Genomic DNA, 16,020 nt, shown 5'->3' with positions numbered 1-16,020 from the left:
GACATCGTTGGTGACTGTCACGCCGCCTTCGCGGGCAAGCCTCGCTCCTACAATGACCGGCGCAATTCTAGGGGGCGGTCTGTACGGCGATAAGCTGGGAATCCTGTGAATCTTTGTTACCGTTAACGCGATAATCCCTTGGTCGGGGTCTCAGACTCTGAAACCTTGTGTCACAATTTGCCATCGCACCCGAGAGCACCCCATGGACACTTTGCAAAACATGCGCGCCTTCAGTTACGTGGCCGAGGCCGGCAGCTTCACCGCCGCCGCCGTGCAACTGGACACCACCACGGCCAACGTCTCGCGCGCGGTCTCCAACCTGGAAGCCCACCTGCAAACCCGCCTGCTCAACCGCACCACCCGTCGCATCGCCCTGACCGAGGCCGGCAAACGCTATCTATTGCGTTGCGAGCAGATCCTGGCCTACGTCGAAGAGGCTGAAGCCGAGGCCAGCGACGCCCACGCGCGCCCGGCCGGGCAGCTCAAAGTGCACACCATGACCGGCATCGGTCAGCACTTCGTGATCGACGCCATCGCCCGTTATCGCAAGACCCACCCCGACGTGACCTTCGACCTGACCATGGCCAACCGCGTGCCGGACCTGCTCGACGAGGGCTACGACGTTTCCATCGTGCTCGCCAGCGAACTGCCGGACTCAGGGTTCGTCTCCCAGCGCCTGGGCATCACCTACAGCATCGTCTGCGCCTCGCCGGCGTATGTGAAAGCCAACGGCTGCGCGCACAAGCCCAGCGACTTGCTTAACCACGCGTGCCTGCGCCTGGTGAGCCCGGTGATCCCGCTGGAGAAGTGGACTTTCGACGGCCCGGAAGGCCAGGAAATGGTCACCATCAACAGCTCGCCGTTCCTGGTGAACTCGGCTGACGCGATGAAAACCGCAATCATCAGCGGCATGGGCGTCGGCGTGTTGCCGGTGTACGCGGCGATTGAAGGCCTGCGCAACGGCACACTGGTGCGGGTGATGCCGAACTACCGCTCGCAAGAACTGAACCTGTATGCGATCTACCCGTCGCGCCAGTACCTGGACGCGAAGATCAAGACCTGGGTCGAGTACTTGCGCGGGTCGTTGCCGGAGATATTGGCGGCGCATCAGGCGGAATTGGTGGCGTATGAATTGAGTGGGAGTCTGGGTGGGGCTCGGGTGGCGAACTGATTTCACGGTCCTACAGACGCAGTGATTTTGGGGAATGTTTCCGACGGGTTCTGTCGGTTGTTGGGTCAGACGGGAAATGGGTAGGCTTTGTGGGTCGCTGCAAAATCAGCGGCCAGGTCTGGAAAACCTGGCGAACACTTACCAAACCCCATGGCATACTGCGGCGCTTTTTTCTGCACGCAAATCCTTGTTATGGCGGCTGTGCGCGGGAGACCTTCGGGTCTACCGGGTTTTGGTGGGTGTCCCGGTTTTTCCAGTCCGCGCATGGCTGCCACCCTTTCGTCTGGAAAACGAAAGATGGCAGTTCCACTTCATCTGCCAATGAGTAACTTCCGCATGATCAAAGAAACACCGAACCCTCCGGAAACCGACGACGTTTCCCCTTACGAATCCCTCGATTCCAAAAAACTCAACGACGCCGCCGAACGCGCGTTGGATCACTACCTCAACCCCGCCGCCCTCAAATCCCCAGCCATCCGCAAACCCAGCACCATGTTTGTGATCGCACCGGACATCAAAGACGAAGACCTGCTGGCCCACACCTGCGAGTCATTGGCCCAGGCCAGCGTGATGGCGAGCGACTTCGCGGACTATCTGGAAGGCCCGCACCGGCACAAGGCGATGGCCATTCAGCAGATCGTCATGCTGGCCGAACTGGCCGCAAACCGGATGCTCGATAACGTCGCAGTACCCAACCCTGCGCCACATAGCTGATCCTCCGGTGTGAACTGTTTCCCTGTGGGAGCAAGCCTGCTCGCGAAAGCGGTGAGTCAGACGACTTCAATGTCGAATGTTAAACAGCCTTCGCGAGCAGGCTCGCTCCCACAATGGATTGGTGGGTACCTGCAAAAGAGATTGGTCGGCTGTCAGGCCGCCTTCGCGGGCAAGCCTCGCTCCTACAAGAACTCAGCGTACAGCTTTTGATTCTCACCACTCATCAGGCCGAGCGTTAGCTCGCCTGCAGCTCTTGATCTTGATCCACCCGCCCCTTCGGGAGGCTGAGTGGAGGTGTTCATCCGGGGAGTGGCGCGCAGCGCCGTTCGACGCAGTCGAACACGCTGCATGTAGGTCGTCGCGAAGCAGACCGGAGGGCAGTGTCCCCGGATGGATACCGGAGCGAAGGAACGCCGAGCCCAGGCGAGGGGCCGGACGTTTGGGGCGAGCCTTTTTTTGCTTACTTTTTTTTGGCGTTTGAAAAAAAAGTGAGTCGCCGTAAGGGCGAAACCGCCAGCCGCCGTAACCGCAGGAATGGATATGTACCCGGTCAACCACAACATGGTCGCCCGAAGGCCGCCATCGCTGACAGGCCAGCGCCCACAGAAACTCCCGGGCAATCCGCGGACTCGCGCAACAACGGGAAAGAATGTTAGCGTGCTTGGCATTCACCAAGCCCCGACGAGCCCTCCTCCCATGAAAAAGACCGTCCTCGCCTTCAGCCGCGTCACCCCGGAAATGGTCGAGCGCCTCCAGCAAGACTTCGACGTCATCGTCCCCAACCCGAAAAACGGCGACATCAACGCCCAGTTCAACGAAGCGCTGCCCCACGCCCACGGCCTGATCGGTGTCGGCCGCAAACTTGGCCGCGCACAACTGGAAAACGCCGCCAAACTCGAAGTCGTCTCCAGCGTCTCCGTCGGCTACGACAACTACGACGTCGCCTACTTCAACGAACGCGGGATCATGCTGACCAACACGCCGGATGTCCTCACCGAAAGCACCGCCGACCTGGCCTTCGCCCTGCTCATGAGCAGCGCCCGCCGCGTCGCCGAGCTCGATGCCTGGACCAAGGCCGGACAATGGCAAGCCACCGTCGGCGCACCGCTGTTTGGCTGCGATGTACACGGCAAAACCCTGGGCATCGTCGGCATGGGCAACATCGGTGCGGCCATTGCCCGTCGCGGGCGGCTGGGCTTCAACATGCCGATCCTCTACAGCGGCAACAGCCGCAAGACTCAGCTGGAACAAGAACTCGGCGCGCAATTTCGCAGCCTTGACGAACTGCTGGCCGAAGCCGATTTCGTTTGCCTGGTGGTACCGCTCAGCGAGAAAACCCGGCACTTGATCAGCCACCGCGAACTGGCCCTGATGAAGCCGAGCGCCATCCTGGTCAACATCGCGCGCGGTCCGGTCGTGGATGAGGCCGCCCTGATCGAAGCGCTGCAAAACAACCGCATTCGCGGCGCCGGGCTGGACGTCTACGAGAAAGAACCATTGGCCGAGTCGCCGTTGTTCCAGCTGAAAAACGCGGTGACGTTGCCGCACATCGGCTCCGCCACCCATGAAACCCGCGAGGCCATGGCCAACCGTGCGTTGGCTAACCTGCGCAGCGCACTGCTGGGCGAGCGCCCGCAAGATCTGGTCAACCCGCAAGTGTGGAAAGGCTAACGAAAACGAGCAGAGACTTATAAAGTCTCTGCCCGCTCCTTACATAACTTGCAATTCAGTCAGCCCACTAAAATAGTTCAAGCGCTATACACTCACCACCACTTATCCGACCCACGGAAAGCAGTGATGGAGCACTCTAACCTTGAACAGCATTACTACCGACAAGATCATCAGATACAGCAAGCTGGCACTAATGATTTATATAAGCTTTTTTGGCCTGCTGGTGATGTACAGCAACTTCACCGACTACGCATCCAACTATGAGTACGTCAGTCATATTCTGAGCATGGACACCACCCGGGAAAATATCAACCTGAACTACCGGGCAATCACCTCACCCATGCTCCACCACCGGATCTATTGGTTCATCATTACACTTGAAGTGATCTACACGGCCTTCTGCCTGATTGGTGCCTATTATCTTTTCCATTACAGGAATGCGCCGGCCGAGGAATTCCATGAGGCCAAGAAGTTTTCAATCATCGGATTATTGATCGCCATATTTGTCTACTACGTTTGCCTGCAAGTGATCGGCGTTGAATGGTTCAACATGGACGAATCACAAACCTGGAATGCCAAGGACTGGGCCCGGCATATTGTCGACTTCATACTTCCGCTGCTGATATTCGTCGCACTCCGGACCGAGCGCTAAGCGCACTCGGCCCCGACGTATTCAGGCGAGTTTGACATTGCCTTGCGCTATCGGCGCCTTGGGTTTGCGGAACACCAGTACGTTGCCAAGCATCACCAACACTAGCCCCGCCAATGCCGGCGCGGTCCATTGATAGCCTTCGGCAAACGCCGAGACATTCAGCGCCACAACCGGGAACAGCACGGTGCAATAGGCCGCTCGCTCCGGGCCCATACGCCCGACCAGCGTCAAGTACGCGGTGAAGCCGATGACCGAACCCGGAATCACCAGGTACAGCAGCGAGCCGATATAACGCGCGTTCCATTCCATGTCGAACGGAATGCCCCTGACCAGACACCACACCGACAACATCGCGGCGCCATACGCCATGCCCCAGGCGTTGGTGGTCAACGGCTTTAAACCGGCCTTCTGTTGCAGGCTCGAGAGCATGTTACCGGCCGAGAAACACAAAGTTCCGAGCAGTGCCAGGCCCAGGCCGAGCAAGGTTTCCGGGCTGGCGGTGTGGCCGGCCAACTCAGGCCAGAACAACAGGCCAAGCCCGGACAAGCCCAGCGCACCGCCCATCAAAACGTTGCGGGCGATTTTCTGGCCGAAGAACACCCGTGCATTGAGCGCGTTCCACAACGTGGCCGTGGAAAACACCACGGCGACCAGCCCGCTGGGAATCCACTGACTGGCCGTCAGGAAACACATGAAATTGATGCAGAACAGGCACAAGCCCTGTGCCAGACAGATCAAATGCCCGCGACGGTTCATCACTTGCAGGCGCCGGCTGAGCAGCAACAGGACGAACAGCACCAGTGCCGCGAGGCCGAAGCGATAAACGATCGACACGGGAATGGCCACCACACCCAACTGCCATTTCAAGGCAATCCAGGTGGTGCCCCAGATCAGCACGGTCAATAAATACAGCGAAAGGTTCATGACTAAGGCTCCTCAATAGGAACTCAGTGTCCTGCGACCAGCGTGGGCGCACTTGCATAAACTTGCGCTTTTGTCGTGGCAGAGGCTGGCAGCGCATGGTCTACGGAGTAGGATGCAAGGCGTTGGAGAGAAGCCATCATGCCCACACTGGAAACCCTGCAAGTCTTTCAAGCCCTCAACCGCTCGCCCAATGCTCGTCTGGAGCAAAGCGCCGAGCTCGGTGACGGCATGGCTGCAGCCTTGTGGACCAACCATCACGACGCCCAGGATTACGAAGCGCCGAGCCACCACACACTGTCGTGCTACATCGCTGGCGGCACCGGCACGTTCCGCCGCGACCAGCCCGGCACCAAGGGCGGCCCGGACAAGCTGTGCATCCTGCCGGCCGAGCATCAGTCGGGCTGGGTGATCAACGGCGACATTCGCCTCGCCCATGTGTATTTCAGCCCCGAACAATTCGCCCTCGGCTGCGTCACGCTGCTGGACCGCGAGCCTCGCGAACTGCAATTGCGCGAAGCCACTTTCCTTGACGATCCAGCGCAGGCCCGACGCTTTCGGCAGATGCTCACCCTCAGCTGGGACGAACCCGGCGAGCGCCTGCTCACCAGCAGCCTGGCTCACGAAATGCTCAGCCACATGTTGCTCGGCCAGGTCGGGATGCGTGAGGGCTTGCGGTTAAAAGGCGGATTGGCGGCGCACCAGCGGCGGCAGTTGGTGGAGTACATCGACAATCAGTTGGCCGAGGCGATCAGCCTGGGGCAATTGGCGGCGTTGTGCACGCTGTCGGAGTATCACTTTGCGAGGATGTTTCGGGAGAGCTTTGGCTTGCCACCGCATCAGTATGTGTTGGCGCGCAGACTGGGCCGGGCGCGGGAGTTGTTGCGTTCGACATCGCAGCCTTTGGGAGAGATTGCATTGGCGTGCGGCTTTGCCAGTGCGAGCCATTTCACCAATCGGTTTCGGCAGGTTTTGGGTGGAACGCCCGGCGAGTATCGGCAGGCGTTTTTGCGTTAGTCCCGACATTTGCAGCGCCCGTCATGCCGTCTTCGCGGGCAAGCCTCGCTCCTACAAGGACAACGTAAAACGTGTAGGAGCGAGGCTTGCCCGCGAAGGACGATTACGCGGTCTGCGATCAGAATTCCAGTGTGCTGGACAGCGACACCTGCCGCGAATCCCCCATCGACACAAAGAACCGGCTCGCCGCCGAGGTGTAGTAGGTGCGGTCAAACAGGTTCTTCACGTTGAGCTGAAACTTGACCTTCTGCCCTTCGACTTTGGTGTCGTAGGTCGCGAACGCATCGGCCACGGTGTAGCTCGGCAGGTCGAAATCGTTGACCGCGTTACCCGCCCGCTCGCCAACATACCGCGCGCCCGCGCCGACCCGCAGTTGATCGCCGCCCACAATGGTGCCGAAGTCGTAGACCGCCGACAGCGAGCCGCTGTTCTTCGCGACGTTTTGCAGTTTTTTGCCCTTGTAGGTCGGGTCTTCGGTGACCTCGGCATCGGTGTAGGCATAGCTGCCGATCAGGCTCCAGCGGTCGCTGAGCTGGCCGCTCAAATCCACTTCAAGACCCCGGGAGCGTACCTCACCGGCGGCGCTGTAAATCGTCACCGGGCCTTCGGAGTTGGCCACCAGCACGTTGCGTTTCTTGATGTCGAACAGCGCGACGTTGCCGGTCACGCGCCCAGGCATGTCGAGCTTGGCGCCGATTTCCCACGACTTGGCTTCTTCCGGCGCGACGCTGCCGTCGAGCACGGTGCTGCTGCCGCTCAACGGCGCGATGGTTGAGTTGGGTTTGAACGATTCGGTGTAGCTGCCGTAGAACGACAGTTCATCGGTGAACCGATAGACCAGACCGGCGCGCGGCACCCATTTCTGACCGTTGCTGTCGGTGTTGGCCTGGAACGGCACGCCTTTGCCGGCGTATTGGTCGTATTCCTGGAAGCGTGCGCCTGCGACGAAAATCCATTGATCGGTGAGGTGGATCGAGTCCTGCAGGAAGATCGAATCGCTGCGCAGTTCATCGGTCTGCGCACTGTCCGCCGGGCTGACCGTGGTGCCGGCGACTTCGCGGCCATAGACCGGGTTGACGTAGCTGAAGGTGCTCAGGCTTTTCTGGCGGATCAGGTCTTCGCGGTAGATCTTGCGGTATTCGTCATCGATGCCGAACACCAGGTCGTGTTGCATACCCAACACGTTCACCTTGCCTTCGAGGCTGGCGGTGGTGAAACGGTCGGTGCTGATCGCGTTTTGAGTGCCGTCCATACTGCGGGTCAGCGTGCCGCGTCGGGTGTCGATGGCGGTGACGCGCACCTGGCTGGCGTCGTAGGTTTCACGGTTCCAGCTGTAGCCGAAATGAGCGTTCCAATTGTCGTTGAGCTCGTGATCGGCCTCGAAGTGGTAAAGGTCCGAGCGGCCTTCCATGTTGTTGAAGGGCTCGTCCAGGCGTTCATTGCGCGAGATGTCCAACGGATGGTTGGTGCGCGGATCGATGACCGTGCCGCGGTCGAACGGGGTCAGGAACTCGCGGTGTTCGTAGGAAAACAACAGCGTGGTGCTTTCGCCGAACCACGCCAGTGACGGCGCCACCAGCGTGTCGCGGTGGGTGCCGAAGTTGCGCCAGTAATCTTCGTCTTCGTGGTCCAGCACCATACGGTATGCAAAGCCGGAATCACCCAGTGCGCCGGTGCTGTCGAGGCCACCGCCGCTGCCGTTTTTACCGTCGCCGTAGGTCGAACCGCGCAGTGTCAGGGCGTTGTATTGCTCAAGCTCGGGTTTCTTGCTGACCATGTTGACCACGCCGCCCGGGTCCTGGATGCCGTACAGCAGCGAGGCCGGTCCCTTGAGGACTTCGACCCGGTCCACGGTCGCATTCATGCCGCGGCCCTGCACGATCGGCATGCCGTCGCGCATGATCGAGCCGTTGCGGTTGTCGCCGAAACCGCGGGTCATCACCGAGTCCTGGGTGCTCGCCAGCGTGTTGCCCTGAGTGATGCCGCTGACGTTGGCCAGCGCATCATCCAGATTGCGCGGCGCCTGATCGCGAATGACCTGGGCCGGAATGACGTTGACGGTCTGCGGGATGTCCTGGAGCAAGGCCGACGAGCGCATCACCGAGCTGGTGGGCGGCGGCTGATAGCTCATGGACTGATCGGCCACCGAGTTGATGGTGGTGGTGCCCAGATTCAATGTGCCGGCGCTGGGCAGCGGTTCAAGCACCAGGGTGTGAGCATCGCTACGGCGGAAGGTGAAGCCCGAACCGCTGAGCAAACGCTGCAGGGCCTGCTCGGCGCTCAACGGGCCATTGACCGCCGGGGCGGTGAGCCCGTAAGGCGCTTCATCGGTGTAGACCACGCTGATTCCGGTGACGCGGCTGAAGTCGCTCAAGGCCTGGGGCAGCGGCTTGGCAGCGATGGCGAAGCTGAACGGCGTAAGCGGCTGCGTATTGCCCGCCTCAGCGGCCGATGCGACGCTCGAAGGCAGCAAGGCCAACGCCGACATACTCAGTGCAGAAGCACCCAACCACTGTTTGACCGAACCCGGTTTTGCCCTGGACTTCATTGCTCATTGACCTGTGTAGAACCTACGGGATGCGAATGACTCGCAGTTTCAGTCACTACACGGATGGGGGTTGGGTTTACCTCATCATAATTTTGAAAATAATTTTTTGCGGGGTGATGTGGCGTTAAGCCTGACGCCTTCGCGGGCAAGCCTCGCTCCTACAAGGATCGCGCGAACCTGTAGGGGGGCGGACTTGCCCGCGATGGGGCCGGCAGCCTCACCGCAAAATAATCAGATGCCCCATCACCTTGGTCTGCTCAAACCCCAAAACGCCCTGCAACGAACCCAACACCGCCTGCGGATCCTTGCTCGGAAAACTGCCACTGACCCGCCGCGCGGCCAGTTCATCGTTGAGCAGCACAATCCGCCCCGGGTAATAACGCCCCAGATCCTGCACCACATCGGCCAGGGTGACCTTGTAGTAATTGAGCCACCCCTGACGCCAGGCCAGTTGCGCTTCACTATCAACCACACGCAGCTTTTGCGCCGAACCTTCGCCATACGCCACTTGCTGGCCAGCGGTCAGAATCTGCTGCTCGGCGTGCCTGTCCGCTGTCACGCCGACCCGTCCTGACAGGACCGTGACCTGCGCACCATGGGGCTGCAAACGTACTTCGAACTGAGTGCCGAGCACCCGGGCCTGGCCCTTTTCAGCGTCGACCACAAACGGATCGCCCGTGTGGGTCACGCTGAAGAATCCGGCACCGCGACGCAGCTGAACGTGGCGCTCGCCGCCACTGAAATCCACGGCAATGGCGCTGTCGGCGTCCAGCGTCACTTGCGACTGATCGGCCAGCGTCACGGTGCGAATTTCACCTGGCGCAGACACATAGTCCGCCCCCAGATCATCGATCCAGCGCATCGGCTGCCAACCCGCGCCGATGCCGATCATCAGCACCAGGCACGCGGCCATGGCCAGCGCGCCAGACCAGCGCCGCACGCCGGTGCGTCGGGATCGGTTCATCGCATTGAGGTAACCCTGCAAGGCGAAAGCGTCTTCATCGGCCAGGGTTCGTGCGGGCATTTCGCTCAACTCCCACAGCACTTGCGCCTGGGCATAAGCCTCGGCGTGGGCGGGATCGGCCTGGAGCCAGCGGCTGAAAGTGAGTTGATCGCCGCTGCTCGGTTGGTCGTGCAACAGGCTCAACCAGGCGAGTGCAGCCTGCTCTTGAGCGGGCGTCGGGGTGACGCGGTCGAGTTGATTCACGGTGCTTTCCCTGGCATGCGCGTTGGCGGTTCCCGCAAACTGGCCTTGCAGGCATCGAGGGCGCGCATCATGTGTTTTTCCACGGCGCTTTGGGACAGGCCCATGGCCTTGGCGATCTCCGCGTATTTGCGGCCATGGATGCGGTTGAGCAGAAAGATTTGCCGGGTACGTTCCGGCAATGCGCGCAACGCCGCTTCGACGTGACGCAGGTCGTTGCCCGCCTCCAGCGCCGCTTGTGGTTCGCTGCCCTGGCTGTCCGGTTGATCCGGCATCCAGCCTTCGTTGACCCGCACCCGCGTGCCTTCGCTGCGCAAATGGTCGATGGCGATGTTGCCGGCGCAACGCAGCAGGTAAGTGCTGAGTTCCTCGACCTGCACCAGCGGACGCCGCCAGAAACGCAGAAACAAGTCCTGCACCAGATCGGCGGCGGTCGCGCGGCAGCCGACACGCCGGCTCACCAGCGCTTCCATCTGCGAACGCTGGGACAGGAACACCTGAAGGAAATGCGCACGGGCGCCGCGATATTCGTCGTCGCGGGATTTCGGGGGATCGCTGGTCATCACTGCGCCAACACGGCGACGGGACTGGCAAGCAGGCTCAACCCAGCCAACGCCAGGGCCAGTCGCGGGCGATAAGGCATCAACAACACCAGCATCAAGGCGCTGAGCATCAACACCGCAAACCACTCCACCAACCCGAGCCCCCAACCGGTTTTCGCCACCGCCGCCCATAACGAAACTGCCAGCAGCAACCAGCCGCCCAACTTGAACGTTTTGCGTCGCCGGGCAGACGGCTGGCGCCCCAGCAGTTCGCCGTGATGCCGATCCATTGATAAACACAGCGCGGTGAAACCGCCGTAGCAGAGCAACAGGGCCAACAGCATTCAGTTCACCTTTTGCTCAAGCATGATCAATCGGGCGCGTTCTTTGGCGACGCGAACGGTCTGCCCGGTGCGCTGCATTTTCCAGGCAGCCCAAGCCAGGAACAGGCCACTGCCCAGGCAGGTCAGATCGAACCCGGCGAGCGTCCAGTCACCTTGAGCCAGCGTCACGCCCAAGTGATACGGCGTGGTCAGCGCGTTCAACAGCGGCACCCCGCAGAACAGCAACGCGGCCAGTGCCAACTGCTCGATCCATGCCGCGCGACCACAGCGGAACACTGCGTGAACCACGCTCAAGCCCCAGACGATGAAGAAGCTGTTCACTTCCCAATCCGCCCGGGTGGCCATCTCCACCGGCAGCAACCGATTGGCCCAGAAAAATGCCGCCACCGCGACCACCAGCCCGGACATGCTGGCAATGTTCAGCACTTCCACCAGCCGCAGTTCGAAGGGCATCACGCCGCTTTTCACATGCTTGAGCTGACGCTTGCCGAGCCAGATCACCAGACCGGTTCCGATCATCGCCGTGCTCGCCAACCCGCAGATGAAGTACAGCCAGCGCAGCACGGGGCTCGCGAAATGGCCCATGTGCAAGCCATAGAAACTGCCGGCGATGGCCATCGGCACCGGTTGCTGTGGCGTGGCGCTGAGTTGCTGGCCGGTCACGCCGTGGAAGGTGACCGCGCTGCTGGCGTCATAAATCACGCGGTCTGCATCATCCCTTGAGACGACAATCGAAGCATTCGCATCCCCCGGATTGTTCACCGTCAGCCGTTCCGCCCGGCCGCCCGACCACTGCGCGCGCGCCCGCTCCAGCAACGGCGCCATCGGTGCCAGTTCCGCCGGTTTGCCGGCCAGTTCGGGGGTGCCGGAGGCCGGGAATACCTCCGCGTAAAACGCGCGGGGATCGCCTTTGTACGAAGCCAGGATGCTCGCCGGCATCACCATCGCCATGAAAATCACCAGGCTGCTGTAGGTGATCATCAGGTGAAACGGCAACATCAGAACGCCCACCGCGTTGTGCCCGTCTAGCCAGGAACGCTGGCCTTTGCGCGGGCGGAAGGTGAAGAAGTCCTTGAAGATTTTCTTGTGGGTGATGATCCCGGTGATCAGGCCAATGAACATCACCATGGCCGCGATGGTCGACAACCAGCGGCCCCACGGATAGGGCATTTGCAGCTGGAAGTGGAAGCGATAGAAGAAATCGCCGCCCATCGATTCGCGGCCCTGCACTTCGCTGCCGGTTTGCGCGTCGAGCAGTTTCTCGGTGAATTGCCCGCGCTCGCCGGGCTTGGCCGGGGTTTGTTGCCAGCGCACCGACAGGCCCGGTTCCCGGGCACTCGGCAGGTCGATCAACCAGCGCGAGGCGCCGGCCGCGTGTTGCTGGAGGTAGTTTTGCGCCAGCGTCAGACTGGCTTCGGAGGTCACCGCACGTGCCGGTATCTCGGGCTGCATCCAGTGACTGATCTCGTCCTTGAAATAGGCGAGCGTGCCGGTCAGGAAAATCGCGAACAACAACCAGCCGAAGGTCAACCCGGCCCAGGTGTGCAACCAGGCCATCGCCTGACGAAATCCCTCTTTCATGCGTGGCCCATCCAATTAGCCAACCCCGACACCGCCGCCAGCAGCAGGCTCGCCACGATCAATCCGAACCAGGCTCGCCAGGCACTGCGACAGGCAAAACACCACAGCACCGCGATCAGGTAGGCCAGAAACGAGCTCATCATCCCGGTCACCACCGCTTCGGCCCGGGCCATCGGCAACCATGAGCTCAAGCTGACACTGGCCAGCGCTGCGACGATATAGCCGCCCAACACCGCGGCCAGCACTCGGGAAGTGACGGCCAATCGATAAGGAACGGGGAGCGTGCGGGTTTTGCCTTTCATGGTTCGACCTTGAAACCAGGTGAGGCCGCATGAAAGTCATGGGGCCAACAAGACCGCAATATTAATGATAAATATTCTCATACGCAAAAGAGTTCCTATGAGATCGACTGTTCCGGACAGTCCGATTGCGATGCGAGGGGTGCCGAGCCGCTGATCCGCGGGCTCGGGAACGATCAGTTGATTGATCGGCAAAACGAAAACGGGCCTGCATGTGCAGGCCCGTTTTTAAGGGTGGAGAGCGGAAAGGTTAAATGTGGATCAGGCTTCAGCCGTTTTGCGCAGCCTGTTCGTTCTCGAGAAATTCATCTTCCAGCAGCGCATCGGCAGTGGGTCTTTCGAACGGCACCAAAGCGGCACGTGGTTTGCCCCGCAGTTTGCCGAACAGATGCTCAAGCGCATGTTCGAGTTTTTCCGCCGCACCGTCGATTGCTTGCTCCAGGGTGTCGGCTTTATGAGTGACAGAAATCGGTTGGTGGCCTTTTGGCCGCGCTTCCAGTTGGCAGCGCATGTCATGGGGACCTGGCTTGTCGCCATTCTCGTCCCGCAGATGAACCTCGACGCGTGTCAGGTCCTCTTCATAACGTTCGAGCGTGCTCTCAATGGTAGTACGTACCCACTCCTCCAGTCGGATGCTGCTTTGAATATGGTTATCACTGTTGACTTGGATTTGCATAGTTCATCCCTTATTTCAGCTAGCTCGCGAGAGGCGCATCGGCTGGCCCTTGGGCGTCATCACCGTGACCTCTTACTTACACAATCGGTCTGCGCGAAGAACATTTCAACCCCTAAAAAAAGATAAATATGGATTCGCAAAAAAAGTCGGACAACCACCAAAAGCGCTGTTAAGGTCGGGAGTTGGGTCGCCTCTCTCCCCAGTCACAATTGCTCACATCTGTCGCTCCGCCAGCGGGTGCAGACTGCGGAAAATCCCCGCCTCTTCTACCAGCCAGTCATGCACCGCACGCACGCCCGGATGGCTCAGCGCCCCTGGCGCATAGAGCAGCACGTAGCGTTTGTGATTGGGCACCGCCAGCCCGAACGGCACAATCAACGTCCCCCGCTCCAGTTCATCGTTAAGCAACGTGCGCCGCGCAATCGCCACGCCCATGCCGGCAATCGCCGCTTCGATGGTCAAGTGATTGCGATTAAAGGTATGCCCGCGCCGCACGTCCGCGCCCTCGAAGCCGATGGCATTGAGGTAGAACTCCCATTCCGCGTACTCGTAACTGCCGCGCCAGGCGGTGATGTCGTGCAGCAACGGAAAGTGCACCAGGCCCGCCGGACCGTGCAGCGGCGGTCGGCCACGTAGCAGGCTCGGGGCGCAGACCGGGAATATCTGCTCGTCGAGCAAGGTTGTGGACAACAACCCGGGATAACTGCCGTCATTCAGGTCGATCGCCAGGTCGAAGTCCCCTTCATGCAACGGCACGCTGCTGTCCTCGGCCACCAGGCGCAATTGAATGTCCGGAAAGCGCTGCTGCAAACGTGGCAGGCGCGGCGTCAGCCACTTGCTCAGGAACGATGGAATCGAACGCACCCGCAGAATTCCGCTGATCATTCCGGCGTCCAGTCGTCGCAATTCCGCATCGATGCTGCCGTAAGCCTCGTTGACGGTGATGGCCAGTCGCTGGCCCTCGGCGCTCAATTCCACGCCGCGCGCACGACGGTGAAACAAGCGAAAGCCCAGCCGCTCTTCCAGTTGGCGAATTTGCTGACTGACCGCACCCGGCGTGATGTGCAGCTCTTCGGCGCAGCGGGTGAACGACAAGTGCCGCGCGGCACAGGAAAACACGTGCAGCCAGACGTAAGTCTGGGCGTGCAATTGGCGACTCATTGTTTAGTCCTGCTAAAGGCTGTCTTAGGAAGTTTCGTTGGTCATGTAGGACCGAGGTCGGCAGTATCGCCGACATTGCGCTTGTCCTACAAAAATGGCAGCGATTTCTCTTCCATTGCTTGTATAGGCTTTAGCATGGCTATCAGTGTTTTCGATCTCTTCAAAGTCGGCATCGGTCCGTCCAGTTCCCACACCGTCGGCCCGATGCGCGCCGCCGCGACCTTCGCCCAGGCACTGATTGACCAGAATTTGCTCGACGCCGTCCGTCGGGTAGAAATCCGCCTTTACGGCTCTCTTTCCGCCACCGGCGTCGGCCACGCGACCGACCGCGCCTGCGTGATGGGCCTGATGGGCGAATGGCCGGACAGCATCGATCCGACCACCATCGACAGCCGAATCCAGACCTTGCGCGAAACCGGCGAACTGACTCTGGCCGGCAACAAGACCATTGCCTTCAACTGGCAACGCGATCTCCTGCTGCTCGACGAGAGTTTGCCTTACCACCCTAACGCCATGTCGCTGACAGCCTTCGGCGAAACCGGTGAGCTGTCGGAGCAAACGTACTACTCGATCGGCGGCGGTTTCATCATCGAAGCGGCGGAAGCCGAGTCCGGCATTGCGCCGGCCAGCGATGTGGTGCTGCCCTACGATTTCTCCAGCGCCGCCGAATTGCTCAAGCTCTGCAACCAGCACGGCTTGCGGGTTTCCGAGTTGATGATGGCCAACGAACTGGCCTGGCGCAGCGAAGCCGAGATCCGTCAGGGCTTGCTGCACATCTGGTCGGTGATGCGTGAGTGCGTCGAGCAAGGCATGCGGCACGAAGGCATCCTGCCCGGTGGTCTGAATGTTCCGCGCCGCGCGGCGAAACTGCACCGCAGCCTGCTGGAAATCGGCAAACCGAATGTCATCACCTCCACGCTGTCGGCCATGGAGTGGGTGAACCTGTTCGCCCTCGCCGTGAACGAAGAAAACGCGGCGGGCGGGCGCATGGTCACGGCACCGACCAACGGCGCAGCAGGGATCATTCCGGCAGTGTTGCACTACTACATGAAATTCAACCCGGACGCGTCGGACGATGACGTGGTCGCCTTCTTTTTGGCTGCGGCGGCCGTAGGCATTCTCTGCAAGAAAAACGCGTCGATCTCCGGTGCCGAAGTCGGCTGCCAGGGTGAAGTCGGTTCCGCCTGCGCCATGGCCGCCGCCGGCCTGGCCGACGTGCTCGGCGCCACGCCCGAGCAACTGGAAAATGCCGCCGAAATCGGCCTGGAACACAACCTCGGCCTGACCTGCGATCCGGTCGGCGGCCTGGTGCAAGTGCCGTGCATCGAGCGCAACGCCATCGCGGCGGTGAAGGCCATCAATGCCACGCAAATGGCCCTGCGCGGCGACGGCAAACACTTCATTTCCCTGGACCGGGTGATCCGCACCATGCGCGATACCGGCGCCGACATGCATGACAAATACAAAGAGACTTCACGGGGCGGCCTGGCAGTGAGCTGGGTGGAGTGCTGAGGAGCAT

General features: G+C 60.8%; 15 protein-coding genes. 6 read left to right on the top strand and 9 right to left on the bottom strand.

Going from position 1 to position 16,020, the window contains the following annotated elements; genetic code table 11:
* The first annotated feature begins 202 nt into the window (after nucleotides 1-202).
* The 4 genes from HP062_RS26195 to HP062_RS26180 all read left to right on the top strand — a co-directional run bounded on the left by HP062_RS26195 (nucleotide 203) and on the right by HP062_RS26180 (nucleotide 4,208).
* Complete coding sequence (locus HP062_RS26195) at nucleotides 203-1,171, top strand: LysR family transcriptional regulator (RefSeq protein WP_077748258.1); 969 nt, start codon at nucleotides 203-205, stop codon at nucleotides 1,169-1,171.
* Between the two features lie 336 nt (nucleotides 1,172-1,507).
* Nucleotides 1,508-1,885, top strand: coding sequence for a DUF6124 family protein (locus HP062_RS26190; protein WP_172792620.1), 378 nt, complete (start codon nucleotides 1,508-1,510; stop codon nucleotides 1,883-1,885).
* A 696-nt stretch (nucleotides 1,886-2,581) separates the two neighbouring features.
* Nucleotides 2,582-3,556 (top strand): D-glycerate dehydrogenase, encoded by a 975-nt coding sequence (locus HP062_RS26185; RefSeq protein ID WP_077750202.1) that lies wholly within the window; start codon nucleotides 2,582-2,584, stop codon nucleotides 3,554-3,556.
* 142 nt (nucleotides 3,557-3,698) lie between these two features.
* Nucleotides 3,699-4,208, top strand: coding sequence for a DUF2165 family protein (locus tag HP062_RS26180; RefSeq protein ID WP_172792291.1), 510 nt, complete (start codon nucleotides 3,699-3,701; stop codon nucleotides 4,206-4,208).
* A gap of 21 nt (nucleotides 4,209-4,229) precedes the next feature.
* On the opposite strand, the gene HP062_RS26175 is transcribed toward HP062_RS26180, so the two are convergent.
* Nucleotides 4,230-5,132 carry a DMT family transporter gene (locus HP062_RS26175; RefSeq protein ID WP_172792290.1) on the bottom strand — a complete coding sequence of 301 codons (903 nt, stop codon included), beginning with the start codon at nucleotides 5,130-5,132 and terminating at the stop codon, nucleotides 4,230-4,232.
* A gap of 138 nt (nucleotides 5,133-5,270) precedes the next feature.
* Here HP062_RS26175 and HP062_RS26170 point away from each other — a divergent pair, with 138 nt between their 5' ends.
* A complete protein-coding gene (locus tag HP062_RS26170) occupies nucleotides 5,271-6,146 on the top strand; it encodes an AraC family transcriptional regulator (protein WP_172792289.1) in 876 nt (291 codons plus the stop codon).
* 118 nt (nucleotides 6,147-6,264) lie between these two features.
* On the opposite strand, the gene HP062_RS26165 is transcribed toward HP062_RS26170, so the two are convergent.
* From HP062_RS26165 to HP062_RS26130, 8 genes are all read right to left on the bottom strand, one after another.
* Nucleotides 6,265-8,694 (bottom strand): TonB-dependent receptor, encoded by a 2,430-nt coding sequence (locus HP062_RS26165; protein ID WP_172792288.1) that lies wholly within the window; start codon nucleotides 8,692-8,694, stop codon nucleotides 6,265-6,267.
* A 217-nt stretch (nucleotides 8,695-8,911) separates the two neighbouring features.
* A complete protein-coding gene (locus HP062_RS26160) occupies nucleotides 8,912-9,901 on the bottom strand; it encodes a FecR family protein (RefSeq protein WP_172792287.1) in 990 nt (329 codons plus the stop codon).
* Nucleotides 9,898-10,461: an RNA polymerase sigma factor gene (locus HP062_RS26155; RefSeq protein ID WP_172792286.1), complete on the bottom strand. Its 564-nt coding sequence runs from the start codon at nucleotides 10,459-10,461 to the stop codon at nucleotides 9,898-9,900. The genes HP062_RS26160 and HP062_RS26155 overlap by 4 nt, the downstream gene beginning before the upstream one ends.
* Entirely contained in the window at nucleotides 10,461-10,784 is a 324-nt protein-coding gene (locus tag HP062_RS26150; protein ID WP_077750199.1) for a DUF3325 domain-containing protein, read from the bottom strand. Before HP062_RS26150 ends, HP062_RS26155 begins: the two co-directional genes overlap by 1 nt.
* The gene (locus HP062_RS26145; RefSeq protein WP_172792285.1) at nucleotides 10,785-12,365 is read right to left on the bottom strand and encodes a PepSY domain-containing protein; all 1,581 of its coding nucleotides are present in this window, start codon (nucleotides 12,363-12,365) and stop codon (nucleotides 10,785-10,787) included.
* Nucleotides 12,362-12,667, bottom strand: coding sequence for a DUF3649 domain-containing protein (locus HP062_RS26140; RefSeq protein ID WP_010463172.1), 306 nt, complete (start codon nucleotides 12,665-12,667; stop codon nucleotides 12,362-12,364). Before HP062_RS26140 ends, HP062_RS26145 begins: the two co-directional genes overlap by 4 nt.
* Before the next feature lie 265 nt (nucleotides 12,668-12,932).
* On the bottom strand, nucleotides 12,933-13,340 hold the full coding sequence (locus HP062_RS26135) for an HPF/RaiA family ribosome-associated protein (RefSeq protein WP_010463173.1): 408 nt from the start codon (nucleotides 13,338-13,340) through the stop codon (nucleotides 12,933-12,935).
* A gap of 213 nt (nucleotides 13,341-13,553) precedes the next feature.
* Nucleotides 13,554-14,501 (bottom strand): LysR substrate-binding domain-containing protein, encoded by a 948-nt coding sequence (locus tag HP062_RS26130; protein ID WP_010463175.1) that lies wholly within the window; start codon nucleotides 14,499-14,501, stop codon nucleotides 13,554-13,556.
* Between the two features lie 135 nt (nucleotides 14,502-14,636).
* Between HP062_RS26130 and HP062_RS26125 the strand changes: the two genes are divergently transcribed.
* Nucleotides 14,637-16,013 carry an L-serine ammonia-lyase gene (locus HP062_RS26125; protein ID WP_077750196.1) on the top strand — a complete coding sequence of 459 codons (1,377 nt, stop codon included), beginning with the start codon at nucleotides 14,637-14,639 and terminating at the stop codon, nucleotides 16,011-16,013.
* The last annotated feature ends 7 nt before the right edge of the window (nucleotides 16,014-16,020 follow it).

The organism is Pseudomonas sp. B14-6, assembly GCF_013260315.1.
Classification (GTDB): Bacteria; Pseudomonadota; Gammaproteobacteria; order Pseudomonadales; family Pseudomonadaceae; genus Aquipseudomonas; species Aquipseudomonas mandelii.
Note: the sequence above shows the minus strand (reverse complement) of the source record. Positions and strands in the feature narration are given on the sequence as shown.